Below are 25,903 nucleotides of genomic sequence, written 5' to 3'. Positions count from 1 at the left end.
CCTTGTTCGCTATGGTTAAGTAACTCCGCGCCTTTCGAGAGAGAAGGCACCGATCCTGTCTATCTGACACCAACGTGCATCCTGATTTTTAAGCGATAATCGCCGTTTTTTAGCGGCGCATGACGTGGCGTTTCGCCGTCAGGGCTGCGCATCAACCTACCAAGCATAACTAATGAAAGAAACCTTTTAACCACATTAATTTGTGCTTTATCAGGACATAACTTGCCTATTATGCATATAGTCAAAGAAAGCAAACTCAGCCATTCGCATCACGAATTATATGAGAGGGAGAGTGACATGCGCGCACTGTTATTGGAACAGCAAGACGAACACACCATCGCCCAGGTGCAGGATATCGACAACGATCGTTTACCCGACGGTGATGTCACGGTCGAGGTCAACTGGTCAAGTCTGAACTATAAAGACGCATTGGCCATCACCGGTAAAGGCAAAATCGTGCGCAACTTCCCCATGGTGCCCGGCATCGATTTCGCCGGCACGGTGGTCAGCAGCAAGGATCAGCGCTTCAAGGAGGGCCAGAGCGTGGTACTCACCGGCTGGGGCGTCGGGGAAAACCACTGGGGTGGACTGGCGGAACGCGCACGCGTGTCCGGCGAATGGCTGGTGCCGTTGCCGCAGGGACTGGATGAGCGTAAGGCAATGATCCTTGGCACCGCCGGCTTCACCGCCATGCTGTGCGTCATGGCGCTGGAGGACGGCGGCGTGCGGCCGGATGATGGCAACGTGCTGGTCACCGGGGCCAGCGGCGGCGTCGGCAGCACCGCCATCGCCATTTTGTCCGCCCTGGGCTACCAGGTAACCGCGCTGAGTGGCCGCGACAGCAATACCGATTATTTGAAAGCGCTCGGCGCCAAAGAGGTGCTGTCACGCAGCGGTTATATCGAAACGCCAAGGCCGCTGGAAAAACAGCTGTGGGCCGGGGCGGTGGATACCGTTGGCGACAAGCTGTTGTCGCGCGTACTGGCACAGATGAATTACAACGGCACCGTCGCCGCCTGCGGGCTGGCCGGCGGCTATCAGTTGCCCACCACCGTGATGCCGTTTATCCTGCGCAACGTGCGCCTGCAAGGGGTCGATTCGGTGCATACACCGCTGCACCGCCGGCAAACCGCCTGGGAACGCCTGGCCGGTATCCTGCCGGACAGCTTCTACCAGCAGGCGACGCATGAAATCACGCTCGAGCAGGCGCCCGCTACCGCGGCTGCGTTGCTGGGCAACCAGGTGACCGGCCGTACGCTGGTGAAAATCCGTTAGCATTCATGCCGGGCGCGGCCAGCCGCGCCTGACTTTCCTGCCCCGATCGCCCCCCACACCCCTTCTGCGAAATTTCATATTTTCTGGTGGCTGCTCGCTTCTGACGTCGTTTCGCGCCATGCTTGATTCATCACCACGGAGGACATGACCATGAGCAAACCGCGTAAACTGACCGAAGCCGATGTCACGCCGGAAAGCGTGTTCCATCAGCGGCGCAAGGTATTGCAGGCGTTGGGTCTCAGCGCTGCGTCACTGGCTCTGCCGCTTAATGCGCAGGCCGATCTGCTGTCATGGTTCAAGGGCAACGATCGTCCCAAGGCACCGCCGGGCAAAGCGCTGGAATTCAGCCAGCCGTCGCAGTGGCAGGCCAAGCTGGATCTGACGCCGGAAGACAAAGTGACCGGCTATAACAACTTCTATGAATTTGGTCTGGACAAGGCCGATCCGGCGGCCAACGCCGGCGGTTTGAAAACCGCAGACTGGAAAGTGCGCATCGACGGCGAAGTCGCCAAGCCGATCACCCTTGATATCGATGATCTGATGAAACGCTTCCCGCTGGAACAGCGTATTTATCGCATGCGCTGCGTGGAAGCCTGGTCGATGGTGGTGCCGTGGATCGGCTTCGAACTGGGCAAGCTGCTGAAGCTGGCCGAGCCAAACGGCAATGCACGCTTTGTGGCGTTCCAGACCCTGTACGATCCCGAGCAGATGCCGGGGCAGAAAGATCGCTTTATCGGCGGTGGCCTGAAATACCCTTATGTAGAAGGACTGCGGCTGGATGAAGCGATGCACCCGCTGGCATTGTTAACGGTCGGCGTGTACGGCAAAACGCTGCCGCCGCAAAACGGCGCACCGCTGCGCCTGATTACCCCGTGGAAATACGGCTTCAAGGGCATCAAGTCCATCGTGCACATTCGTTTGACCAAAGACCAGCCGCCGACCACCTGGAACCTTTCTGCGCCGAACGAGTACGGTTTTTACGCCAACGTCAATCCGCAGGTCAATCACCCACGTTGGTCACAGGCCAGCGAGCGGGTCATCGGCTCAGGCGGCATCCTGGACGTCAAGCGACAGCCGACGTTGCTGTTCAACGGTTATGGCGATCGGGTGGCTTCGCTCTACCGCGGTATGGATTTGCGGGAGAACTTCTAAGTGCGGCTGAAACCGGTACATATTACGGCGCTAAAGGTGCTGATCCATCTGGCCGCCTTGTTGCCGCTGCTGTGGCTGATACTGGCGGTAAACCAAGGCTGGCTCAGCGCCGATCCGGCCAAGGACATTCAGCATTTTACCGGCCGCATGACGCTCAAACTGCTGCTGGCCACGCTGTTGATTGCCCCGCTGGCGCGCTATAGCCACCAGGCGTTGCTGATGCGCTGCCGTCGCCTGGTTGGTCTGTGGTGCTTTGCCTGGGGAAGTTTGCATCTGATCAGCTACTCGACCCTTGAACTGGGGTTGAACAACCTGGGCCTGTTGGGCAGCGAACTGGTATCGCGCCCTTATCTGACGCTCGGCATTATCAGCTGGCTGGTGCTGCTGGCGCTGGCGGCAACCTCGACCCAATGGGCCATGCGCAAGTTGGGCAGCAAATGGCAGAAATTGCATAACTTCGTCTATCTGGCAGCCATCCTGGCACCGATCCACTATCTCTGGTCGGTGAAGACCCTCTCACCACAGCCGGTGATCTATGCGCTGCTGGCGGCGGTACTGCTGGCTCTGCGTTACAAGAAATTCCGCGCCTGGTGGCGCTGACACTGGCGGAACTTTTTCCGTTTGCCATTCTCAGATACCCTGCACATCGGCTTTTTTCACGCGGCACGCGGCGCTGGCCCATGCCAACGGCGCGACTTTTTCCGGCTGGGGAACCGCATCCCTGCCAGATTGAGCTTGAATATCTTCGCTGATAAGACCAGTATTTAGCTGCGAATTGCTACGATATCGTTATAATGCCCGACCTTACCCGTAAGGGGCGCGCGTTTTTTCCCCGAAAAAGGTGACAAATCGCTAACATCGGGTTATTTTGAACGATGATGGTTTTATTGCCGGAGATGCCAGCACAATGCAAGACAAGTCTCACATTTTGCTTCTGAACGGCCCCAATCTTAATCTGCTGGGGACGCGTGAGCCGGACAAGTACGGCAGCATGACGTTAACCGAGATTGTTAACGGATTGGAAAACCAGGCGCTCGCGCTGGACATCACTCTGAGCCATCTGCAATCCAACGCCGAACATGCGCTGATCGATCGTATCCATCAGGCACGCGGCAATACGGATTTCATTCTGATCAACCCTGCGGCATTCACGCATACCAGCGTGGCGCTGCGCGATGCGCTGCTGGCGGTGCAAATCCCGTTTATCGAGATTCACCTGTCCAACGTGCACGCCCGTGAGCCTTTCCGCCATCACTCTTACCTGTCCGATATTGCGGTAGGCGTGATTTGCGGTCTCGGCGCGGATGGCTACAGCTTTGCTTTACAGGCAGCGGCTAACCGCTTGTCAAAATCCAACTAAATACCCCCAATACCGAGTGTCGCAGCCACGCCATCGCGTCTGCAACGCCAGGTAGCAAGGGTTTACGCAAAAAGAGTACGGAATCACACTCATGGATATTCGTAAAATCAAGAAACTGATCGAACTGGTTGAAGAATCAGGTATTTCTGAACTGGAAATCTCTGAAGGCGAAGAGTCGGTTCGTATCAGCCGTGCCGCACCGGCGCAGGCTTACCCGATGATGCAACAGGCCTATGCAATGCCGGCCCAGCAGCAACCTGCGCTGGCTACCGCCGTTGCCACTGCGCCTGCCGCAGAAACCCCTGCAGCACCAGCGGCCATGAGTGGCCACATCGTTCGTTCCCCAATGGTAGGTACCTTCTACCGTACCCCAAGCCCGGATGCGAAAGCCTTCGTGGAAGTGGGTCAGAAAGTCAACGCCGGCGATACCCTGTGCATCGTTGAAGCGATGAAAATGATGAACCAGATCGAAGCCGACAAATCCGGTACGGTAAAAGCCATCCTGGTTGAGAACGGCCAACCGGTAGAATATGACGAGCCACTGGTCGTCATCGAATAACGAGGCGCACCACATGCTTGATAAAATTGTTATCGCCAACCGTGGCGAGATCGCGCTTCGTATCCTGCGTGCCTGCAAAGAGCTGGGCATCAAGACCGTTGCGGTACACTCCGCAGCCGATCGCGATCTGAAACACGTACTGCTGGCTGACGAGACCGTGTGCATCGGTCCGGCACCATCGGTAAAAAGTTACCTGAATATCCCGGCCATCATCTCTGCCGCTGAAATCACCGGCGCAGTGGCGATCCACCCGGGCTACGGTTTCCTGTCCGAAAACGCCGACTTTGCCGAGCAGGTCGAGCGTTCCGGCTTCATCTTCATCGGCCCGAAAGCCGAAACCATCCGCCTGATGGGCGACAAGGTTTCCGCCATCAACGCGATGAAGAAAGCCGGCGTACCCTGCGTACCCGGTTCTGACGGCCCGTTGACCGACGACATGGATAAGAACCGCGCCTTTGCCAAACGCATCGGCTATCCGGTGATTATCAAGGCGTCCGGCGGCGGCGGCGGTCGCGGTATGCGCGTTGTACGCAGCGACAAAGATCTTGAACAATCCATTTCCATGACCAAGGCGGAAGCCAAAGCGGCTTTCAACAACGACATGGTTTATATGGAAAAATACCTGGAAAACCCACGCCACATCGAAATTCAGGTGTTGGCGGACGGCCAGGGTAACGCCATCTATCTGGCCGAGCGTGACTGTTCGATGCAGCGTCGCCACCAGAAAGTGGTCGAAGAAGCACCGGCACCCGGCATCACCAACGAAATGCGTCGCTACATTGGCGAGCGCTGCTCGAAGGCCTGTGTGGAAATCGGCTACCGTGGTGCAGGCACCTTCGAGTTCCTGTATGAAAACGGCGAGTTCTATTTCATCGAAATGAACACCCGTATCCAGGTAGAACACCCGGTTACCGAAATGATCACCGGCGTGGATCTGATCAAAGAGCAGCTGCGCATCGCTGCCGGTCAACCGCTGTCGATCAAACAGGAAGAAGTGAAGGTACAGGGCCATGCGGTGGAATGCCGTATCAACGCCGAAGATCCTAACACCTTCCTGCCAAGCCCGGGCAAGATCACCCGTTTCCATGCGCCAGGCGGCTTTGGTGTGCGTTGGGAGTCTCATATTTATTCCGGTTATACCGTGCCGCCATATTATGACTCCATGATCGGCAAGCTGATCACTTACGGTGAAAACCGTGACGTGGCGATCGCGCGTATGAAAAATGCGCTGGCTGAACTGATCATCGACGGCATCAAAACCAACGTTGAGCTGCAACTCAAGATCATGAACGACGAAAACTTCCAGCACGGTGGTACCAATATCCACTATCTGGAGAAGAAACTGGGTCTGCAAGAAACCTGAGTTGTCGCCTGATCTCATATGACCAGGGCCGGTATATCACCGGCCCTTTTCTTTGCGGCTTCCGGTAGCTTAATCACTTGGCAAATGCCGACCTTGACGTAAAATCCCTTTCCTCTGGTAAATCCATCTTCCCCCTGGCATTGCCGCTACGGCGCAAAACAACGGGGAGACCGTAAACCGCTTGGAGCTACGGATGGAAAAACGTTTTATACAGGCTCATCGTGAAGCGCGCTGGGCGCTTGGCCTCACGCTGTTGTATGTGCTCGCCTGGGCGCTGGCAGCCTATCTGCCGGACAGCGAAATAGGCGTCACCGGCCTGCCGCACTGGTTCGAAATGGCCTGCCTGCTGGTGCCGCTGTTGTTTATCGTATTGTGCTGGCTGATGGTTCGCAGCGTATTCCGCGATATCCCGCTGGAGGACAACGATGCAAACTGAAATCATCATCCCGCTGATCGCCTACCTGTTGCTGGTATTCGGGCTTTCAGCCTATGCCTACAGCCGTCGGCAGAGCGGCAATTTTCTCAATGAATATTTTCTCGGCAGCCGCTCGATGGGCGGCTTTGTGCTGGCGATGACGCTGACGGCCACTTACATCAGCGCCAGTTCGTTTATTGGCGGGCCGGGCGCGGCGTATAAATATGGTCTTGGCTGGGTGCTGCTGGCAATGATCCAACTGCCGGCGGTGTGGCTGTCGCTTGGCGTACTGGGCAAGAAGTTCGCTATTTTGGCACGGCGCTATAACGCTATCACCCTTAACGATATGCTGTTCGCCCGTTATCACAGCCGGTTGCTGGTGTGGCTGGCCAGCCTGAGCCTGCTGGTGGCATTTCTCGGCGCCATGACGGTACAGTTTATCGGCGGCGCCCGCCTGCTGGAAACCGCAGCGGGTATCCCTTATGACACCGGCTTGCTGATTTTCGGCCTCAGCATCGCGCTGTATACCGCATTCGGCGGATTCCGCGCCAGCGTGCTCAACGACGCCATGCAGGGACTGGTGATGCTGTTGGGCACCGTATTGCTGCTGACGGCGGTGATCCACGCTGCCGGCGGCTTGCACAGCGCGGTGGACAAACTGCAACAGATCGATCCAGCGCTGGTATCGCCGCAGGGTGGAGAGCAGATCCTCAGCCTGCCGTTTATGGCCTCGTTCTGGATCCTGGTGTGCTTCGGGGTAATTGGCCTGCCGCATACCGCAGTGCGCTGCATTTCATACAAAGACAGTAAAGCGGTACACCGCGGCATTATTCTTGGCACCGTGGTGGTGGCGCTGTTGATGTTTGGCATGCACCTGGCCGGCGCGCTGGGCCGTGCGGTACTCCCCGACTTGAAGATCCCCGATCAGGTGATCCCGACGCTGATGATCACCGTGCTACCACCCTATGCCGCCGGTATTTTCCTCGCCGCGCCAATGGCGGCGATCATGTCGACCATCAATGCTCAACTGCTGCAATCTTCCGCCACCATCATAAAAGACCTGTACCTTGGCGTGCGGCCGCAGCAGGTGGGTAACGAAAAAATGATCAAGCGCTTCTCCAGCCTGACCACGCTCATCCTCGGGCTGCTGGTGCTGCTGGCCGCATGGCGTCCGCCCGAGATGATCATCTGGCTGAACCTGCTGGCGTTTGGTGGCCTGGAGGCGGTGTTCCTGTGGCCGCTGGTGCTCGGCCTGTACTGGGAGCGCGCCAATGCCCAGGGCGCCCTTAGCTCAATGGTGACAGGTGCGGTATGCTATACGCTATTGGCCAGCCTGAAACTGCAGTTAGCCGGGTTGCATCCTATCGTGCCTGCGCTGCTGTTGAGCCTGCTGGCGTTTTATATCGGTAATGCCTTCGGCGACAAGCGCCGGGCGGCATCATCCTTATCTTCTTGAAGAGAATTGTTATGCCTTGGATCCAACTTAAACTGAACACCACCGGCAGCCAGGCGGAAGCCCTGAGCGATGCGCTGGTCGAAAGCGGCGCGGTCTCGGTGACCTTTCAGGACACCCACGATAATCCGGTATTTGAACCGCTGCCGGGAGAAACCCTGCTGTGGGGTGATACCGATGTGATCGGTCTTTACGACGCTGAAACCGATATGGCCGAAGTGGTGGCGATCCTGGAGCAACACCCGCTACTGGGTGCCGGCTTCCGCCATAAAATCGAACAGTTGGAAGACAAGGACTGGGAGCGCGAATGGATGGATAACTTCCACCCGATGCGCTTCGGCGAACGTCTGTGGATCTGCCCGAGCTGGCGCGACGTGCCAGATCCTGACGCCGTCAACGTGATGCTGGATCCGGGCCTGGCATTCGGTACCGGCACGCACCCGACCACCGCGCTGTGCCTGCAATGGCTCGACGGCCTCGATCTGGCAGGTAAAACCGTGATCGATTTCGGCTGCGGCTCCGGCATTCTGGCGATTGCGGCGCTGAAACTCGGTGCCGCACGCGCCATCGGCATTGATATCGACCCGCAGGCGATTCAGGCCAGTCGTGACAACGCCCAGCGTAACGGCGTTTCAGAGCGGCTGGAGCTGTATCTGCCTAAAGACCAGCCGGCCGATTTACAGGCTGACGTGGTGGTGGCGAACATTCTGGCTGGGCCACTGCGCGAATTGGCACCGTTGATTGGCTGCCTGCCAAAGTCCGGCGGTTATCTTGGCCTGTCCGGCGTGCTGGCGACCCAGGCAAGCAGCGTGGCAGAAGCCTACCAGGATAGCTTTGCGCTCGACCCGGTCGCCGAAAGAGAAGACTGGTGCCGCATTACCGGTCAACGCCGCTAAGCATCCGCGTTTGCTCGCCCCCACCGCCGCGGTAAAATACGGTGGGAGCGAGTTGCTCTGCTTCCCCCTCGGCGGTGATGGCTCACCGCTGACGCCATTTCCGGCCACACTGGTGTTCCCGTATGCCAACAGACGCCCCATACAGCCGCTGAATGGACTTATCATCATCGACGGAGCCACTCGCCCTTTTCAGCGTCGCCGCCTCTGCATCGCCGAGAAGCCCCCCCACGATATTGCTCCAACATCAATGTTTTACCCTGATAACTCCCGCCGCTTCCTGCTGTTTAGTTGCTAAAAAGCCGTCAGCGACAGATAAAATCCTGTTGTTTGGCGATTATTTTGCTGAACACAAAATGAGCACAATTAATCAAGTTGTTGTTAAATATATATAATATTTTATAGCCGCGCTGTGAAGCGCATTTTCATTGATCGATTGCAGTAAATTGGTCAAAGTTTGGCCTTTCATCTCGACGAAAAAATGCGTAATATACGCGCCCTTGCGGACACAGTATGGTCACTCTTTGTCTATGCGCATTGGACACCACCAGTTAACAAATTGCCTGATTGCGGCCCCGATGGCCGGGATCACCGATCGCCCGTTCAGAACCTTGTGTCATGCAATGGGTGCTGGGATGGCTGTATCCGAAATGCTCTCCTCCAATCCGGAGGTGTGGCGAACGGATAAGTCACGTCTGCGCATGGTTCATAGCGATGAACCTGGGATTCGCTCCGTGCAAATTGCCGGTTGCGATCCGGATGATATGGCCGCCGCCGCCCAGATTAACGTGGCCAGCGGCGCGCAGATCATCGACATCAATATGGGTTGCCCGGCCAAGAAGGTGAACCGGAAACTTGCAGGGTCTGCCTTGTTGCAGTACCCGGATCTGGTTAAACAGATCCTCCTCGCGGTAGTTAATGCGGTGGATGTACCGGTAACGCTGAAAATCCGTACCGGCTGGGCACCAGAACACCGTAACTGTGTAGAGATTGCCCAATTGGCCGAAGACTGTGGTATTCAGGCCTTGACGATTCATGGCCGAACCCGTGCCTGCCTGTTTAACGGCGACGCGGAATACGACAGCATTCGGGCAGTTAAGCAGAACGTTTCCATTCCGATTATCGCGAATGGCGACATTACTGACCCGCATAAAGCCAGGGCAGTGCTCGACTACACCGGGGCTGACGCTCTGATGATAGGCCGTGCTGCTCAGGGGAGACCCTGGATCTTCCGGGAAATCCAGCATTATCTGGACACTGGGGAGTTGCTGCCACCGCTGCCACTTGGCGAGGTAAAGCGCTTGTTGATAGGGCACATTCGGGAATTGCACGGCTTTTACGGCCAAGGCAAGGGATTCCGGATTGCTCGTAAGCACGTATCCTGGTACCTACAGGAACACGCCCCGAATGACCAGTTTCGGCGCACATTCAACGCCATAGAGGATGCCAGCGAACAGCTGGAGGCGTTGGAGGCATATTTCGAAAATCTTGCGTAACAAAAAAGAGCTGACAGAACTATGTTCGAACAACGCGTAAATTCTGACGTACTGACCGTTTCAACCGTGAACTCACAGGATCAAGTGACCCAAAAGCCTCTGCGCGACTCGGTTAAACAAGCACTGAAGAACTATTTTGCTCAACTGAATGGTCAGGATGTGAACGACCTGTATGAGCTGGTATTGGCTGAAGTTGAACAGCCACTGTTGGACATGGTGATGCAATACACCCGTGGCAACCAGACCCGTGCAGCCCTGATGATGGGCATCAACCGCGGTACCCTGCGTAAGAAATTGAAAAAATACGGCATGAACTGATACTAGTCAGTTGCATGTTGAAAAGGCGCAACCTCGCAAGAGGCGGCGCCTTTTTATTTGCCCAGACGGGCGCCGACGAAAAACGACGGGCACACCGCTCATGCCGTCGCTTAATCGCTTTGCAGCGTAGCCAGGCCTTACCAGCACGGCAGTGACTCACCGTATCCTCACGGCGGCGGAATGAGAATAATCACATATCCCTCTTACATTCACTGCCGTAGGCTGTGGTATACTGTACATTCTTAGAGCCACGTCGGCTTGCCAACAGCCGTTCTTCTTCCGCCTGATTAGCACGCGAACCGCCCTTCGAATGTAAAGATTTAGTCAATGACTAAACGATAATCTGGTCTGGGTGTCTGAGTAATTGTATCGCTATCGAGTGGCTTCTTTATGCGTTACAGGTTTCTACCCCTTAACGCAAAATGAGTTGATATGAAGCGTCCGCAAAAATTCAAACGTGCCTTGTTGCACCCCCGCTACTGGCTGACCTGGTTTGGCCTCGCGGTGCTGTTCCTGCTGGTTCAACTGCCCTACCCCGTATTACACCGACTGGGGGTATGGATGGGCCGTACCTCGATGCGCTTTTTGAAGCGCCGCGTCTCGATCACCCGCCGCAACCTGGAACTGTGTTTCCCGGATATGGACGAAGCACAGCGTGAGCGCAAGGTGATCGGCAATTTCGAATCCCTCGGCATGGGTCTGCTGGAAACCGGCATGGCCTGGTTCTGGTCCGACAAACGTGTAAAACGCTGGTTTAACGTGTCCGGCATCAACCACCTCAAAATGGCGCAGCAAAACCAGCGCGGCGTGCTGGTGATTGGCGTGCATTTCATGTCACTGGAACTCGGCGGCCGCGCGATGGGCCTGTGCCAGCCGATGATGGCGATGTATCGCCCGCACAACAATAAGGCCATGGAATGGGCGCAGACCAAAGGTCGCATGCGCTCCAACAAGGCGATGCTCGATCGTAAGGATCTGCGCGGCATGGTACATGCGCTGAAGCGCGGCGAAGCGGTGTGGTTCGCACCGGATCAGGATTACGGCCCACGCGGCAGCGTTTTCGCACCGTTGTTTGCCGTTGACCAGGCCGCCACCACCAGCGGCACCTTTATGCTGGCACGCATGGCTAAACCGGCGTTGGTGCCGGTAGTGCTGATTCGCCGTGAAAACGGCAGCGGTTACGATCTGCTGATCCAGCCGGCGTTGGAAGATTACCCAATCGCCGATGAAATGGCCGCAGCGGCCTATATGAACAAAGTGGTAGAAAAAGAGATTATGCGAGCGCCAGAGCAATATATGTGGCTGCATCGCCGGTTCAAAACGCGCCCGACCGGTGCGCCGTCCCTGTACTGATCCCCTGCCATGCCGGGCGTAGCGCCTGCTGCGCCCGCTGTTATCTCCCCGGCATTTCGTGCCATATTGCCAGATTCCAGCGGCACTATAGTTAACATTGTTGTAACCTTCATACTTTCCCTACACAGGAAACAGTAATGAAAACCCGAGTCCGCATTGCCTTGGTCGGAGACTTTCGTCCCCAGGCCGTTGCCCACCAGGCCATTCCCATTGCTCTGTCCCTTGCCGCCGCTCACCTGGATGTCGACATCGACTCCTGCTGGTTGCCGACTGAAACCGTCAACCATGCTGAAGTACTGGCAGACTACGACGCCATCTGGCTCGTCCCCGGTAGCCCGTATCAAAACGATGACGGCGCATTTATCGCTATCCGCCACGCACGCGAGCAGAACGTGCCATTCCTCGGCTCCTGCGGTGGGTTCCAGTATGCGGTAGTGGAGTATGCCCGTAACGTCATGGGCTGGCACAATGCCAGCCACGCGGAAACCGACAGCGATGGCCGCCAGGTCATTACCCCGTTAACCTGCTCGCTGGTGGAAAAAACCGACACCGTCGTCTTTCTGCCGCAAACGCGCATTGCTGAAATCTATGGCCGATTGGAAACGCATGAGGGGTATCACTGTAACTTTGGTGTAAATCCGGATTTTGTCGCCGAACTCCAGCCATATCCGCTGATTATCAGCGGCCACGATCGCGAGGGCGATGTGCGCTCCATCGAACTGCCCGAGCACCGTTTTTTCATGGCAACGCTGTTCCAGTCTGAACGCGCCGCGTTGCATGAACAGCTATCACCGCTGGTGGTTGCGCTGATCGACGCCGCACGACGCTAACAGCTTCGGCGCCGGCCTTCACCGGCGCAGAGGTCTGCATTTACCACATCAGTTGGCCAATCAGCGGCGCGGCCACGACGGTGATGATGCCAGCCAGCATCATCACCAAACTTGAAACCACCCCTTCCTCTTCACCCATTTCATAGGCGCGGGCGGTGCCGGCGCCGTGTGACGAGGCGCCAAGCCCGGCCCCCTTCGCCAGACGACTGCGCACTGCTAACCGCAGAAACAGGATCTCCCCAATCGCCATGCCAAACACCCCGGTGATCACCACAAACAGCGCAACCAAATCCGGCTGGCCGCCCATTTGTCTGGCGGCCTCCAAGGCAAATGGCGTGGTAATCGAACGTACCGCCAGGCTACGTTGTACTTCTTCCGGCAACGTCAGCAGCTGCGCCAGCCACACCGAGCTGTACACCGCTACCAGCACCGCGGTGACGACCCCAACGCCGAGCGACAGCCAGTGGCGGCGAATAATATGCAGATTCTCGTAAACCGGCACGGCAAACGCGATGGTCGCCGGGCCAAGCAGCCACAGCAGCCAATGGGTTTCACCGATATAATCCTGATAGGAAACGTGCGTTACCACCAGCAGCAGTACCAGAACCATCGGCGTTAACACCAGCGGCATCAGCAACAGCGTACGCCGCCGGCGATACAGTTTCTTATTGACGTAATACAGCGCCAGCGTCGCGGCAAAACACACCGCACTGATAAAAAAGTCATTCATCGTGCTTTACGCCGTTGCAGCCAAAGTTCGAAACGGTAGGCGCGATCGACCACCACTCCGGTCGCACCCAGTGTCAACGTGGTGCTGATGGCGATCACCAGAAAGATCTTCCACCCCTCCACCATCAGTAACTGGGCGTAGTTCACCACCGCCACCACCGCCGGGACAAAGAACAGCAGCATTTCGGCCAGTAACCAGCGTGAACCGGCCTTCACCCAGCGCAGCGGCAACACCCGCAGCACAATCAACGACAGCAGCATCAACATGCCGACGATATTGGCCGGCAGCGGCAGATGAAACTGCTGTACCAGCCGATCGGCAATCAGAAATAGCACCACATACAAAATGACCTGGATCGGTACCTGTAAGCGGTTGAGCAGCGATGGCGCCGCCGCGCGTAACGCCATAGACATGGCATCTAACCTCGAGCAAAAAATTCCGAGTTTCAGTATACGCAGCCGAGAAACATCCACTGAAATGAATTAAAATTATCAACATCATGCCGTAAGGGAATAGTTTACCGCCGGTATCGCTCATCTGGAGAAAAACTGTGGATGTTCGCACCCTGCGCTACTTCGTTGAAGTGGTGCGTCAGCAAAGTTTTACCCGCGCCGCGGAAAAACTGTTTGTCACCCAGCCAACCATCAGCAAAATGCTGCGTCACCTGGAAGAGGAACTGGAATGCACGCTACTAATCCGCGAGGGGCGAAAGCTGCATCTGACCGACAGCGGTCAGGCGGTTTATCAGCGCGGTCTGGCCATTCTGGATGAATTCCGCCAGCTTGAGGCGGAGCTTGAAGACATCGGCTCGGTACGTAAAGGGGTGCTGCGACTGGGCATACCGCCGATGGTGGGCCGGCAGATCGCCGAACTGATCCGTACCTTTCGCCAAACCTATCCTGGCGTAGAACTGAAGATTTCCGAACTGGGGGGACTGTCCGGCGAACAGGCGGTGCTGGCCGGCGAACTGGATCTCGCCATGACGGTATATTCGCCCGATGTCGAACAACCGCTCACCTTCTTGCCGTTGCTACGCCATCCCATGTGCGTGGTCGCCCCGCGCAATGCGCACTGGCAAACCCGCACCAGCGTGGCTATCAGCGAATTGGCTGACTGGCCAATCCTGATTTACAACGAGGATTTCGCGCTGTACAAAATGCTGATGACCGCATTCCGCCAGGCCGATATCGCCCCAAAAATCGCGGTACGCAGCGGACAGTGGGATTTTCTGGCTTCGATGGTCCAGGCCGGCGTCGGGATAGCCATGCTGCCGGAACCGGTGTGCCAGTGGCTGGATAAAAGCAGTTTGATCTGGCTGCCACTGGAACCGGTAATGGAATGGAAGGTCGGCTTGATCTGGCGCCAGGGCAGTTATCTTTCCCATAGCGCACAGGCCTGGATTGCCTGCTGTCGCGACTTCTGGCCGACGCTGAAATAATCAGGGCCGCAAACGCGGCCCTGTGGCATTATCCTTCGCGTTCCACCAGCAACGCTTCCAGCAGGTCGAGGTCATGCAGCAATTTTTGCAGCGTCTCGTTGCTGATTTTCTGCGTGGCGCGCAGGTGATACAACTCCCCACGTTCGGCGCGCAATGCCGTCAGGCGGAAACGCCGTTCCAAGTTTTCCAGCTCCAGCGCGTTTTCAATATCGTCTTCGCTGGCGATCCGCCGCCGCAGCGTTCCCACCACCCGCGAACTGATTTCCTTCAACACCTGTGGATCGAGGTTTTCTTCGGTATCTGCCGCCAGGCGTTCTTCCATTTTATTGATGCTTTCGATCGCCACTTCCGCTGCCATGGCAATTGCCATGCGCTCCTCGCTTTTGCTGGCGCTCTTGTCCGCCACCTGCACGCCGCGCAGCAACAGCGGCAATGCCAGCACCCCGACCAGCAACGACAGCAGGATCACACCGGCGGCGATAAACACCAGTTGGTAACGCGCCGGGAACGCGCTGCCATCGCTCAACAACAGCGGAATCGACAACACACCGGCCAACGTAATCGCCCCACGCACCCCAGCGAACGACGCCACCCACAGTTCACGCGTGGTGTAATCGCCAAACAGCAACGGGCGCTTTTTCAGGAAGCGTTTGCTGGCGCCTTTCATCAGCCACAGCCAGGTAAAACGCAGGATCAGCAGCGCGGCATAAATGATCGCCACGTCAACGAACAGGTACCAGGTCTCAATGGTAGGATCCAGTTCAGCCTGCAGGATAGAGGTTTCCAATATCCCCGGCAGTTGCAGACCCAACATGATGAACACCATGCCGTTGAAGACAAACTCCAGCATCGCCCAGACGCTGTTGGCTCGCAGTCGCATGGCCAGTGGCGCATTGCGGATCACACCAGACTGGCTGATGGTCATGCCGGCCGCCACCGCCGCCAGAATGCCGGAAACGCCGATGTGTTCGGCAATCAGGTAAGAAGCGAACGGCAGTAACAGCAGCAAGACGATTTGCGTCGCCGGGTCGTCACCGCTCCAGCGGCTCATGATGCGCAGCGACTTACTGTACAGCCAGGTCACCGCCACCCCTGCCAGCAGACCACCGATCGCCACCTTGAGGAACTCCAGCGTCGCGCCGCCGACGGTAAACACCATGGTGCCCATCGCCACCGCAATGGCGAATTTAAGCGATACCAGGCCGGAAGCGTCGTTCATCAACGCTTCACCTTCCAGTACGCCCATAATGGATTTGGGAATGCGCCCCTTGCCGACGATGCCGCCCAGCGCCACCGCATCGGTTGGCGACAGCACCGCCGCCAGCGCAAATGCCGCTACCAGCGGAATGCCAGGCACCATCAGGTAGATCAGATAGCCGACCCCGACCACGGTGATCAACACCAGCACCAGCGCCAGCCCGAGAATTTCGCGACCGTGATGGATAAATTCGCGCGTTGGGGTTTTCCAACCGTCAGCAAACAGCAACGGCGGAATAAACAGCACTAAAAACAGTTCAGGATCAAAATCAACGTGCAGCCCGAAATGCGGCCAGGCCAACATCGCACCGATGGCAATTTGCATTAACGGTAACGGCACCTGGAACGGCAACATTCGTGTCACCACCCCAGACAGTGAAACCACCAGGATTAAAATAAGAATAGTAAAAAAGATTTCCATGCTTTCCTTAGACTCTACGGTTCAGACCACAAAGGCTCGTTGCCAGAGTATCTGTGATAGTAGAACACTTTTTTATGGCGATGAAAGCTTGTTGTGCCTTTCAAAAACGGCGAAATAAAGAAGGAGACTTATCTGAATGGAAGCGATGAAACGGGGACGCAGCGACGGCGTCCCCGCTAAAGATACGCTTAGATAGCCCAGCCGCCTGCATAGAAGGCGACCAGCGCAACGGCAATCAGCACGGTGCCGATGTTCAACTTGCGCCATTCGCCGGAGAAAATACGGCCAATCACCAGCGCGCTAAAGCCCAGCATGATGCCGGTAACGATGTTGCAGGTCAGTACGATAAACACCGCGCACAGCAGGCCGGACATCGCATCGACAAAGTCGTTGAAATCCAGTTTGGTCACGTTGCTGAGCATCAGCAGGCCAACGTACATCAGCGCCGGCGCGGTCGCGTATACCGGAACCAGATACGACAACGGCGACAGGAACAGGATCAGCAGAAACAGCAAACCGACCACGGTGGCCGTCAGGCCGGTCTTGCCACCGGCGGCGGTGCCCGCAGCCGACTCGATGTAGACCGCAGCCGGCGCGGCGCCGACCAGACCGGAGAAAATGCTGCTCACCGAGTCGGAGGTTAATGCTTTGCCGCCGTTGATGATCTGGCCGTCCTTATCCAGCAGGTTGGCTTGCCCGGCCACTGCGCGGATGGTGCCGGTGGCGTCAAACACCGCGGTCATCACCAACGCCAGCACGCTCGGCAACACCACCGGCTGCAATGCACCCATGATATCCAGGCTGAAAATCAACGAGTTGCCATTTTCGTCAGCCAGGCTTGGCATGGCGAACAGTCCCTGGTACTTCACCGCCGGGTCAAAAATCAGGCCAATGACCGAAATGGCGATAATCACCAGCAGAATGCCCCCCGGCACTCGCAGTTTTTCCAGGCCGAAAATCACCGCCAGACCGAGCAGCGTCATCACCACCGGAAACGAGGTAAAGGCGCCCAGCGCTACCGGCAACCCGTCCAGTGGGTTCTTCACCACCAGACCAACGCCGTTGGCGGCAATCAGCAGCAGGAACAGGCCGATACCGATACCGGTGCCGTGCGCCACGCCCATCGGCAAATTGCGCAAGATCCAGGAGCGAATACCGGTAACCGAAATCACGGTAAACAATACGCCCATCAAGAACACCGCACCCAGCGCGACCGGAATGCTGATATGCTGGCCCAGCACCAGGCTGAATGCGGTGAAGGCGGTCAGTGAAATCGCGCAGCCAATCGCCATCGGCAGGTTGGCCCACAGCCCCATCAGCAACGACCCCAAGCCGGCCACCAGACAGGTCGCGACAAATACCGCAGTCGGTGGGAAACCGGCCTTGCCGAGCATGCTCGGCACCACGATCACCGAATAGACCATGGCCAGGAAGGTCGTCAGACCGGCCACCACTTCCTGACGCACATTGCTGCCACGCGCTGAAATCTTGAAATACCCGTCAAGCCCGCCTTTTGATTTAACGGCGTTGTTTGCTTGAGAATCCGACATGCTGCTGTCCCCTGTGTTTTTCGCAAAAGCGGCTCACCTGCCCATGCAAGGCAATAACGGAATCGTTTCCGTCACGTTTGCTTATTTATCCTTCCCAATCGCAGCCAATAGGCGCCGCAATTCAAGGCAAACGATTAACTCTCATTGCACGGTACCGGTGAATTTATGATGTTTTGGTGTAGGCAAACGATTATCCCGCCTTCCAGGCCGTGTGATCAACTAAAGATCGCAACACAACCGGCCGAAAAGCGTGTGACGCCATCATTACGGAAATTGCGACTTTTGTCACATAAATAAGCAGGCGGTAAACCGACTGCCGCTGAAAAGAGGTTACGCAGGGTTCTGTGACGCCATTGCCTGCGGATCCATATACATCAGCTCCCAGATATGGCCGTCCAGATCCTGAAAACCATGGCCGTACATAAAGCCGTGATCCTGCGGTTGATGATAGGTATTGCCGCCGGCCGCTACCGCCTTGCGCACCAGGTCGTCCACCGCGGCGCGACTGGGTTGTGACAGACAGAGCAGCACTTCGCTGGCCTTCCTGGCATCGCTGATTGGGTTGGGGGTAAACATTTTGAATTTGTCGTGTGTCAGCAACATCACATAAATAGTGTCACTCACCACCATGCAGGCAGCGGTGTCGTCGCTAAATTGCTGATTGAAGGTAAAACCAAGCCGGTCAAAAAACGTCATTGCCGCAGGCAGGTCATTGACCGGCAGATTAATAAAGATTTGCGTAGCCATCGGCTATCTCCATAAACCTTGACCCATCGAGTATAGTCCAGCTTGTCAACTCAGCAGGTCATAGGGCCCGCCCTGTTGCAACGCCCGTTGATAAGCCGGACGTGCACGTATGCGTTGCAGGAAGTCACGCAGCTTCGGGCAATCGTCCAGCCGGTAACGCGCGGCCAACGCTTCCAGCGGGAAACTCATCTGAATATCCGCCGCGCTGAAATCATTGCCGACAAACCAGACGTTGGCCGCCAAATGCTGCTCCAGATAATCACGATGCGTTGCTATCTGTTTATCCAGGTATTCGCGCTGGACCCCCTTGCCTATCGCTCCAGCGATCGGCCGCATCAGCCACGGCATCGGCGGATGATCGAGCCGGCCAAACACCAGCTTCATCACCAGCAACGGCATCAACGAACCTTCGGCATAATGCAGCCAGTAACGATACTGCTGGCGCGCATGGTAATCGGTGGGCATGAACTGCCCCTGCGCGTCGTAGGCCTCTTGCAGATATTCAATAATCGCACCGGATTCCGCCAGCGTCAGGTCGCCATCGACAATCACCGGCGACTTGCCCAGCGGATGGATCTTTTTGAGTTCGGCAGGCGCCAGCAAGGTAACGCTATCGCGTTGATAACGTTGCACCTGGTACGGCACCTCCAGCTCTTCCAACAACCAGAGAATACGCTGAGAGCGGGAATTATTCAGGTGGTGAACAATGATCATGGAGCGTCCCCGATCCGTTGCCATACCAGCTCACCAATCTGCACGCCGTTGCCGATTTGCAGCGGCACGGTGCGCAGCGTCAGTTTGTCGTCGGTAAAGGTATAAAAACGCACTTGCCGGCTGCCGATCCAGTTGGGGAACGAGCAGCCCTCAACCTGATGGATCACCCGCTGATCCGGCTCGTCAATCTGATAACGGCCGTAATAGCAGATCATGTTGATAAATGCCGATCGCAGCTCGCTGTCCGTACCCTGCGCCGGATCGCTCGAGGTAAACTTCGGTCGTACGGCGCTGTACAACTGTGCCGCCATGGTGCCGTTGGCTTCGTAGTTGATCCGCCCCAACACCTGTTCGCCAAGCGGATGGCTCACCGTACCTTCTTCATTCTTGAACACCGAAGATACCAGTGACCAGCTGCCGATAAATGCATGCGTAACCATAATCTTTTCTCCCCACTCAGCCTTGTTTAAAGGTAGTGGCGAATCCCGCCCCCCGCCAGCGCAGCTATCGGCTGCCGTCATTATTTTCTGCGCGCATCGAAACGCGCCGCCAGTTGCTGCGTGCGAAACTGCTCGATGATGTAATCGACAAAGACCCGGGTTTTGGTCGGCAAAAATTTAAGGCTGGGAAAATAGAGACGTACGCTGCCACGATCGACATACCATTCCGGCAACACCCTGACCAGGTGGCCACTTTCCAGATAGGGCAAGGCATTCGGCATGGCAATCAGCGCGATCCCCATGCCCATTTCCGCCGCCTGCGCCGCCGCCGCAGGTTCGTTCACCGTCATGGCTACCTGCATGGCGGCCGGGCGCTGTTCATTGTCTGGATTGCGCAACGGCAGGTTTCTGATACGCCCGGTTTGCGGGGAGCGAATGAAGATACCCGCATGCTCAGCCAACTGCTCCGGATGCTGCAGCGCTGGCTGTCGCCGCAGATAGTCGGCCGAAGCGACCAACACGCCATGCGCCGGGGCCAGTTCGCGGGCGATCATGCCCTGCGCCAGTTCGAAACCGCCGCCAAGCGCGGCGTCAAACTGCTCGCCGATGATATCGACCTGGCGGTTGTCAAAATGCCAGTCAGGTATGATGGCTGGATACCTGGCAAGAAACCCCGGCAGCATCGGCAACATAAAATGCAGGCCAAAAGCGGTTCCCATACTGACCTTGAGCGTACCGGCCGCTACGCCGCCGGCGCTGCTCAGCCCTTTCAGCGCACACTGAATCGATAGCAAACCGCCTTTGACCTCCTGAAGGAAACGCTCTCCTTCTTCAGTGAGGATCAATTTACGCGTATTGCGCTGGAACAGGCGAACCCTGACCTGAGCTTCGAGTTTGGTGATATTTTTGCCCACAGCGGCCGGGCTGATGCCTAATTTGCGGCCGGCAGCAGAAAAACTGCCCAGCTCAGCGCTGCTGACAAAACATTCAAGATGTCCCAACATGCGTTTTCCTTTCAGGCCGATTTCAAACCAATGGTTTAAGCTGATTATAGCTCTTTATGGCTAGTGGCCGAGGTTGATTTCTTTGATACTGACCACGTCATCCTGACCCTCGCCAATTTGGAGATACATCATGTCAGCAACGCTTTCACTATCAGGAAAAGTCGCCTTCGTTCAAGGTGGTTCTCGCGGCATCGGCGCAGCAGTGGCCAAACGTCTGGCGCGCGAAGGTGCCGCCGTGGCGTTAACCTATGTCGCATCGGCCGACAAGGCCGATGCCGTCGTCAGCGCGATTACCGCCGCTGGCGGCAAGGCGTTGGCCATTCAGGCCGACAGCGCCAATGCTGCCGCACTGCAACAGGCGATTCGCCAGGCGGTAAATCACTTTGGCAAACTGGACATTCTGGTGAACAACGCCGGCGTCCTGGCACTGGGCAACACCGAAGAGCTGCCACTGGAAGATCTGGACCGCACGCTGGCTGTTAACGTCCGCAGCGTCTTTATCGCCAGCCAGGAAGCGGCACGCCATATGAACGATCATGGCCGCATCATCAACATCGGCAGTACCAATGCTGAACGCATGCCGTTTGCCGGCGGTGCGATATATGCCATGAGCAAGTCGGCGCTGGTCGGTTTGACCAAGGGCATGGCGCGCGATCTTGGCCCACGCGGCATCACGGTCAACAACGTACAGCCTGGCCCGGTGGATACCGACATGAATCCTGACAGCGGCGAATTCGCCGAGCAGCTGAAGGCCATGATGGCGATCGGCCGTTACGGCAAAGACGATGAAATTGCCAGCTTTGTCGCCTATCTGGCCGGTCCGGAAGCCGGTTACATCACCGGCGCCAGCCTGAGCATCGACGGCGGTTTTTCCGCCTAGCATCAGGAATGCCAGACGGCAAAAAGCCCCTTTCGGGGCTTTTTATTGCGGAGAAAACGATCAGTAATCGATGCCGTTTTCGGCAATATCCATCGCAAAGTACGAAAGGATAATATCTGCACCGGCGCGCTTGATGGCGCCCAGCGTTTCACGCACCACTTTACGCTCGTCAATCGCGCCGGCCTGTGCGGCAAACTTGATCATCGCGTATTCTCCGCTGACCTGATAGGCCGCCAACGGCAGACGCGATGCGGCTCGAATGTCACTGATCACGTCCAGATAAGCGCCGGCCGGTTTCACCATCAACGCATCTGCGCCTTCCTGTTCGTCCATCAGCGACTCGCGGATCGCTTCGCGACGGTTCATCGGGTTCATCTGATAATTTTTGCGGTTGCCCTGCAATACGCTGCCGCCGGCTTCACGGAACGGTCCATACAGCGAGGAGGCAAACTTGGTTGAGTAGGCCATGATCGAGGTGTCGATAAAGCCGGCTTCATCCAGCGCGCTGCGGATTGCCTGCACCTGGCCGTCCATCGCCGCCGACGGCGCGATAAAATCTGCCCCCGCAGCGGCAGCAATAACCGCCTGCCTGCCGAGATTGACCAGCGTAGCATCGTTATCGACGCCGTGGTCGTGCAAGACACCACAATGCCCATGCGAGGTATATTCACAGAAGCAGGTATCCGACATGACGATCATTTCTGGCACCGTGTCTTTACAGATACGCGCCATACGCGCCACCAGTCCGTCTTCCTTCCAGGTATCACTGCCGGTGGCATCCATATGGTGAGAAATGCCGAACGTCATCACCGAACGAATACCGGCTTTGGCATAGCGCTCGATCTCATAAGCCAGCTTGGACTCCGGAATGCGCAACACGCCAGGCATGGTCTCGATGACGGCGTAATCATCCACCTCTTCTTCGACGAAGATCGGCAGTACCAGATCGTTAACGCTGAATTCGGTTTCCTGGAATAACGTGCGCAGCGACTCGGATTTTCTGAGACGACGCGGGCGAACCTGCGGGAAGTGACTTGACATGGGAACTCCTAAAAATTGGCCCGTCTGCTGAATCTGGGCGATAAGAACATCAGCCGAGCGTTGGCTCGGCGATGCGCTATTATGGCATGAGCCATAGTGACGGGCGCTACATCTAACGTGCGCATAGCTTATCATTATGCGATGTTTTTGATACCTCGGCCTTGCAGGCCAGCCAGTGTCAAACGCATCGGGTCGATAAGCAAGATACGTCAACCCTCCGCCACGCCACGTTTTGCAGGCCGTTCGCTCCCAACTCGCCAGGCGGCCGCTAATGCAATCGCATAATTTTTCATCCATTAATTGTGAATAAGCGCACAATTCCACTAAACACCCGTGCGGTAGTCATATTTATGCCGTTGATACATAACTCATTAAAATAATGCACAAGATTATTAGTGCATTTACACATATCTCTGCCCGATGTCGGGGAATAGTCTCTTCGCTAATTATATAAAAAAGAAGAGGGTTACGAATGCCTGCCATCCAGCCTCCGCTTTTATCCCAGCAGCACGAGACGCATCTCACCAGTGCCATCGGAAAGTTTTTTAAACGCATCATTCCCATGCTGGCGATAATGCTCATCATTAATCAGATAGATCGCTCCAATATCGGCTTTATCAAGGCGGAATTGCAGCTCGACGCCGGCATCAGCGCCGCTGCCTTCGGACTCGGTGCCGGGCTATTCTTTATTGGCTACGCGCTGTTCGAAGTCCCCAGTAATCTGATGATGAAAAAGTACGGAGCCCGCGTCTGGTTAACCCGCATCATGATTAGTTGGGGAATAGTGGTGGTGATGACCGGATTCGTCAGCTCACCGGTCCATTTTTATGTGCTGCGCTTTCTGCTCGGCGTGGCGGAAGCCGGTTTCTTCCCCGGGGTGCTGTTTTATTTCCGCCAGTGGGTACCCAATGCCTATCGGGGACGCGCCACCGCCATGGTATTAAGTGCCACCGCCGGGGCTTTCCTGTTTTCCGGCCCGATTACCGGCTCGATCCTGCTGATGCATGATTTTCTTGGTTTGGCCGGCTGGAAATGGGTGATGTTCCTGGAAGGAGGCGGTTCGGTGCTGGTCGGGCTGCTTGCCATGCTGGTTCTGGTTTCACGACCGAACGATGCCCGCTGGCTGACGCCGGCGGAAAAGCAGGCCCTGCAACAACAGCTGGCGCAGGAAGACAGCGAGCGTGACGCGCAGTATACCGCGCCGGGTAAGCTGAACCTGTTGACCGATCGCCATGTCCTGGTTTACTGCCTGCTTTTTTTCACCATGACCATGACCGGTTACACGCTGGTTTTCTGGCTACCGCAAATCATTCAACGTATTCAAGGTTTCAACAGCTTTGGCACCGGCTTGCTCACCGCATTTCCATGGTTGTGCGCCATTGTCGCGCTCAATATTGTCGGGCGACTTGGCGATAGACACCGTAACAAATTAAGCAAATGGCTGGGACTGGCGATGCTGGTCGCCGCCTGTGGCACCTTTATGGCTACCCTCGGCGGCCCCTGGTTCGGTTTCCTGGCGATGATCGTGGCCTGCATCGGTTCAAAAGTCAGCGCAACGCTGTTCTGGCCCATGCCCCAGGCCGAGCTGCCGGCCAGTATCGTGGCGCCGGGGATTGCGCTGATCAATTCGGTAGGCAATCTGGGAGGATTCTTCGCGCCTACGGTGTTCGGCTATCTGGAACTCACAACCGGTTCTACTACCGGCGGGCTGTATGCCCTGACCTGCGTCTCGGTGGTCACCGGCCTGTGGCTGTTGCTGCGTCGCCAGCCAGCGCCCCCTGCAATCAACTCGATGGAGAATGAACATGCCCGACAGTCCAGTCATTAACAGCATGCGGGTAGTACCGGTTGCCGGTTACGACAGTATGCTGCTGAATATTGGCGGTGCCCATAACTGCCATTTCACTCGCATCCTGGTGATTATTGGCGACTCGGCGGGCAATAGCGGGGTGGGAGAATGTCCATGTCATGCCTCAACCCTGTCGCTGCTTGAAAAATTTACGCCACAGGTGGTCGGCAGTTCATTACGCCAAATGAACGCCACCGTCAGTCGGCTTTTCGCCAGCGATGCCCGGCAGCAAACCAGCGAGCAGACCGATCGCGTGCATATTCCGCAGATGAATCCCGAAAAATTCTACAATGCGGCGGCGGCGATTGAGGCGGCGCTGCTGGATCTGCTCGGCAAGCATCTTGAGCTGCCGGTGGCCGATTTGCTGGCCAGCGGGCGGCAGCGAGACCGCATACCGGTGTTGGGTTATCTGTTTTATATCGCCGATCGCAAGCTGACCACGATGAACTATCAGAGCAGTGAGCAGCAGCGCGCCCCCTGGTTTTGGCTGCGTCATCAACCTGCGATGGATCATCAAGCGGTGGTCAGGCTGGCAGAAGCGGCGCAGGAGCACTACGGATTCCGCGACTTCAAACTCAAAGGCGGCGTACATCCGGGCGAGTACGAAGTGGAAACCGTTGAAGCCTTGCTGGCACGTTTCCCAACGGCACGCATCACCGTCGACCCCAATGCCAGTTGGTCGCTGGACGAGGCCATTGGTTTTGGCAAACAGCTTGCAGGGCGCGTTCCCTATCTGGAAGATCCCTGTGGCGCAGAACAGGGGTTCTCCGGGCGAGAGACGCTGGCGGAATTCAGGCGTGCAACCGGTATTCCCGTTGCCACCAACATGATTGCCAATGACTGGCGCCAGCTCCAGCACGCGTTACAACTGAACGCCATTGACATTCCGCTGGCCGACCCGCATTTCTGGACGCTGCGCAATGCGCATACCGTGGCGCAGCTCTGCCATGAATGGGGGCTGACCACCGGCTGCCATTCCAATAATCATTTTGACGTGTCACTGGCAATGGTTGCTCATCTGGGAGCGGCTGCGCCGGGCGATCGCATCACCGCCTTTGATACCCATTGGATCTGGCAGGACGGTCAGCATCTGACCCACCAACCGCCGCAGATCCGCGACGGTTATCTGGAACTGCCAGCAGGACCGGGGCTCGGCATCGAACTGGATATGACGCGGGTTGAAGCCGCGCATGCGCTGTATCAATCACTGCCGGATAAAAATCGCAATGACGCGCTGGGCATGCAGTTCTTGATTGATAACTGGCAATACAATGCCAAACGACCGGCATTGGTCCGCCCCTGACAGAGCCCGAGCGCAAAGGGCGCAGCATCGGTAACGCAGCTGTTTTTGCTTAACGGCCGCGT

26 protein-coding genes are annotated in these 25,903 nt (G+C 56.8%); 17 read left to right on the top strand and 9 right to left on the bottom strand.

Going from position 1 to position 25,903, the window contains the following annotated elements:
* The first annotated feature begins 297 nt into the window (after positions 1-297).
* The 13 genes from acuI (at position 298) to ACCC84_RS10805 (ending at position 12,467) form a co-directional block, all read left to right on the top strand.
* Positions 298-1,275, top strand: a complete 978-nt coding sequence (gene acuI, locus ACCC84_RS10865) for an acrylyl-CoA reductase (NADPH) (RefSeq protein WP_039991619.1) — start codon at positions 298-300, stop codon at positions 1,273-1,275.
* A 150-nt stretch (positions 1,276-1,425) separates the two neighbouring features.
* Complete coding sequence (gene msrP / locus ACCC84_RS10860; protein ID WP_039991617.1) at positions 1,426-2,427, top strand: protein-methionine-sulfoxide reductase catalytic subunit MsrP; 1,002 nt, start codon at positions 1,426-1,428, stop codon at positions 2,425-2,427.
* Positions 2,428-3,027, top strand: a complete 600-nt coding sequence (gene msrQ, locus ACCC84_RS10855; protein ID WP_004958053.1) for a protein-methionine-sulfoxide reductase heme-binding subunit MsrQ — start codon at positions 2,428-2,430, stop codon at positions 3,025-3,027.
* Between the two features lie 307 nt (positions 3,028-3,334).
* The gene (aroQ, locus tag ACCC84_RS10850) at positions 3,335-3,787 is read left to right on the top strand and encodes a type II 3-dehydroquinate dehydratase (protein ID WP_004958050.1); all 453 of its coding nucleotides are present in this window, start codon (positions 3,335-3,337) and stop codon (positions 3,785-3,787) included.
* 91 nt (positions 3,788-3,878) lie between these two features.
* Positions 3,879-4,346, top strand: coding sequence for an acetyl-CoA carboxylase biotin carboxyl carrier protein (gene accB / locus ACCC84_RS10845; protein WP_004958048.1), 468 nt, complete (start codon positions 3,879-3,881; stop codon positions 4,344-4,346).
* A 13-nt stretch (positions 4,347-4,359) separates the two neighbouring features.
* Positions 4,360-5,709 (top strand): acetyl-CoA carboxylase biotin carboxylase subunit, encoded by a 1,350-nt coding sequence (accC, locus tag ACCC84_RS10840; RefSeq protein WP_004958046.1) that lies wholly within the window; start codon positions 4,360-4,362, stop codon positions 5,707-5,709.
* 193 nt (positions 5,710-5,902) lie between these two features.
* The gene (locus tag ACCC84_RS10835) at positions 5,903-6,145 is read left to right on the top strand and encodes a YhdT family protein (protein ID WP_004958044.1); all 243 of its coding nucleotides are present in this window, start codon (positions 5,903-5,905) and stop codon (positions 6,143-6,145) included.
* Positions 6,135-7,580, top strand: coding sequence for a sodium/pantothenate symporter (panF, locus tag ACCC84_RS10830; RefSeq protein WP_004958042.1), 1,446 nt, complete (start codon positions 6,135-6,137; stop codon positions 7,578-7,580). Before ACCC84_RS10835 ends, panF begins: the two co-directional genes overlap by 11 nt.
* Before the next feature lie 11 nt (positions 7,581-7,591).
* Entirely contained in the window at positions 7,592-8,473 is an 882-nt protein-coding gene (gene prmA, locus ACCC84_RS10825; protein WP_004958041.1) for a 50S ribosomal protein L11 methyltransferase, read from the top strand.
* Positions 8,474-9,000: 527 nt separating this feature from the next.
* On the top strand, positions 9,001-9,966 hold the full coding sequence (dusB, locus tag ACCC84_RS10820; protein WP_004958039.1) for a tRNA dihydrouridine synthase DusB: 966 nt from the start codon (positions 9,001-9,003) through the stop codon (positions 9,964-9,966).
* Positions 9,967-9,987: 21 nt separating this feature from the next.
* Positions 9,988-10,284, top strand: a complete 297-nt coding sequence (gene fis, locus ACCC84_RS10815) for a DNA-binding transcriptional regulator Fis (RefSeq protein WP_000462905.1) — start codon at positions 9,988-9,990, stop codon at positions 10,282-10,284.
* Positions 10,285-10,716: 432 nt separating this feature from the next.
* Positions 10,717-11,637, top strand: coding sequence for a kdo(2)-lipid IV(A) palmitoleoyltransferase (lpxP, locus tag ACCC84_RS10810; protein WP_004958036.1), 921 nt, complete (start codon positions 10,717-10,719; stop codon positions 11,635-11,637).
* A gap of 137 nt (positions 11,638-11,774) precedes the next feature.
* Positions 11,775-12,467 (top strand): CTP synthase C-terminal region-related (seleno)protein, encoded by a 693-nt coding sequence (locus ACCC84_RS10805; protein ID WP_371901909.1) that lies wholly within the window; start codon positions 11,775-11,777, stop codon positions 12,465-12,467.
* A gap of 40 nt (positions 12,468-12,507) precedes the next feature.
* Here the strand turns inward: ACCC84_RS10805 and ACCC84_RS10800 are convergent, their stop codons facing one another.
* Both ACCC84_RS10800 and ACCC84_RS10795 read right to left on the bottom strand, forming a co-directional pair.
* Positions 12,508-13,197: an LrgB family protein gene (locus ACCC84_RS10800; RefSeq protein ID WP_004958033.1), complete on the bottom strand. Its 690-nt coding sequence runs from the start codon at positions 13,195-13,197 to the stop codon at positions 12,508-12,510.
* Positions 13,194-13,610 carry a CidA/LrgA family protein gene (locus ACCC84_RS10795; protein ID WP_004958031.1) on the bottom strand — a complete coding sequence of 139 codons (417 nt, stop codon included), beginning with the start codon at positions 13,608-13,610 and terminating at the stop codon, positions 13,194-13,196. Before ACCC84_RS10795 ends, ACCC84_RS10800 begins: the two co-directional genes overlap by 4 nt.
* A 137-nt stretch (positions 13,611-13,747) precedes the next feature.
* Between ACCC84_RS10795 and ACCC84_RS10790 the strand changes: the two genes are divergently transcribed.
* Positions 13,748-14,635 (top strand): LysR family transcriptional regulator, encoded by an 888-nt coding sequence (locus tag ACCC84_RS10790; RefSeq protein ID WP_004958028.1) that lies wholly within the window; start codon positions 13,748-13,750, stop codon positions 14,633-14,635.
* A gap of 28 nt (positions 14,636-14,663) precedes the next feature.
* Here the strand turns inward: ACCC84_RS10790 and ACCC84_RS10785 are convergent, their stop codons facing one another.
* The 6 genes from ACCC84_RS10785 to ACCC84_RS10760 all read right to left on the bottom strand — a co-directional run bounded on the left by ACCC84_RS10785 (position 14,664) and on the right by ACCC84_RS10760 (position 20,768).
* A complete protein-coding gene (locus tag ACCC84_RS10785; RefSeq protein WP_004958026.1) occupies positions 14,664-16,313 on the bottom strand; it encodes a Na+/H+ antiporter in 1,650 nt (549 codons plus the stop codon).
* Positions 16,314-16,501: 188 nt separating this feature from the next.
* Entirely contained in the window at positions 16,502-17,863 is a 1,362-nt protein-coding gene (locus tag ACCC84_RS10780; protein WP_004958025.1) for an NCS2 family permease, read from the bottom strand.
* A 330-nt stretch (positions 17,864-18,193) separates the two neighbouring features.
* Complete coding sequence (locus ACCC84_RS10775) at positions 18,194-18,610, bottom strand: VOC family protein (protein ID WP_004958023.1); 417 nt, start codon at positions 18,608-18,610, stop codon at positions 18,194-18,196.
* A gap of 45 nt (positions 18,611-18,655) precedes the next feature.
* Positions 18,656-19,324: a glutathione S-transferase family protein gene (locus tag ACCC84_RS10770; protein WP_004958022.1), complete on the bottom strand. Its 669-nt coding sequence runs from the start codon at positions 19,322-19,324 to the stop codon at positions 18,656-18,658.
* On the bottom strand, positions 19,321-19,764 hold the full coding sequence (locus ACCC84_RS10765; protein ID WP_039991612.1) for a lipocalin-like domain-containing protein: 444 nt from the start codon (positions 19,762-19,764) through the stop codon (positions 19,321-19,323). Before ACCC84_RS10765 ends, ACCC84_RS10770 begins: the two co-directional genes overlap by 4 nt.
* An 80-nt stretch (positions 19,765-19,844) precedes the next feature.
* Complete coding sequence (locus tag ACCC84_RS10760) at positions 19,845-20,768, bottom strand: LysR family transcriptional regulator (protein WP_004958018.1); 924 nt, start codon at positions 20,766-20,768, stop codon at positions 19,845-19,847.
* 130 nt (positions 20,769-20,898) lie between these two features.
* Between ACCC84_RS10760 and ACCC84_RS10755 the strand changes: the two genes are divergently transcribed.
* On the top strand, positions 20,899-21,648 hold the full coding sequence (locus ACCC84_RS10755) for a 3-oxoacyl-ACP reductase family protein (RefSeq protein ID WP_004958017.1): 750 nt from the start codon (positions 20,899-20,901) through the stop codon (positions 21,646-21,648).
* 60 nt (positions 21,649-21,708) lie between these two features.
* Here the strand turns inward: ACCC84_RS10755 and hemB are convergent, their stop codons facing one another.
* Positions 21,709-22,689 carry a porphobilinogen synthase gene (hemB, locus tag ACCC84_RS10750; protein WP_004958015.1) on the bottom strand — a complete coding sequence of 327 codons (981 nt, stop codon included), beginning with the start codon at positions 22,687-22,689 and terminating at the stop codon, positions 21,709-21,711.
* A 472-nt stretch (positions 22,690-23,161) separates the two neighbouring features.
* Here hemB and ACCC84_RS10745 point away from each other — a divergent pair, with 472 nt between their 5' ends.
* Together ACCC84_RS10745 and ACCC84_RS10740 are read left to right on the top strand one after the other, a co-directional pair.
* Entirely contained in the window at positions 23,162-24,517 is a 1,356-nt protein-coding gene (locus ACCC84_RS10745; protein ID WP_004958013.1) for an MFS transporter, read from the top strand.
* On the top strand, positions 24,495-25,841 hold the full coding sequence (locus ACCC84_RS10740; protein WP_371901908.1) for an enolase C-terminal domain-like protein: 1,347 nt from the start codon (positions 24,495-24,497) through the stop codon (positions 25,839-25,841). The genes ACCC84_RS10745 and ACCC84_RS10740 overlap by 23 nt, the downstream gene beginning before the upstream one ends.
* Positions 25,842-25,903: the final 62 nt, after the last annotated feature.

The sequence above is a fragment of the Serratia odorifera genome (assembly GCF_041448735.1).
Lineage (GTDB): Bacteria > Pseudomonadota > Gammaproteobacteria > Enterobacterales > Enterobacteriaceae > Serratia_F > Serratia_F odorifera.
The sequence above is the reverse complement of the archived record's forward strand: the minus strand, read 5'-3'. Positions and strand labels throughout refer to the sequence as shown.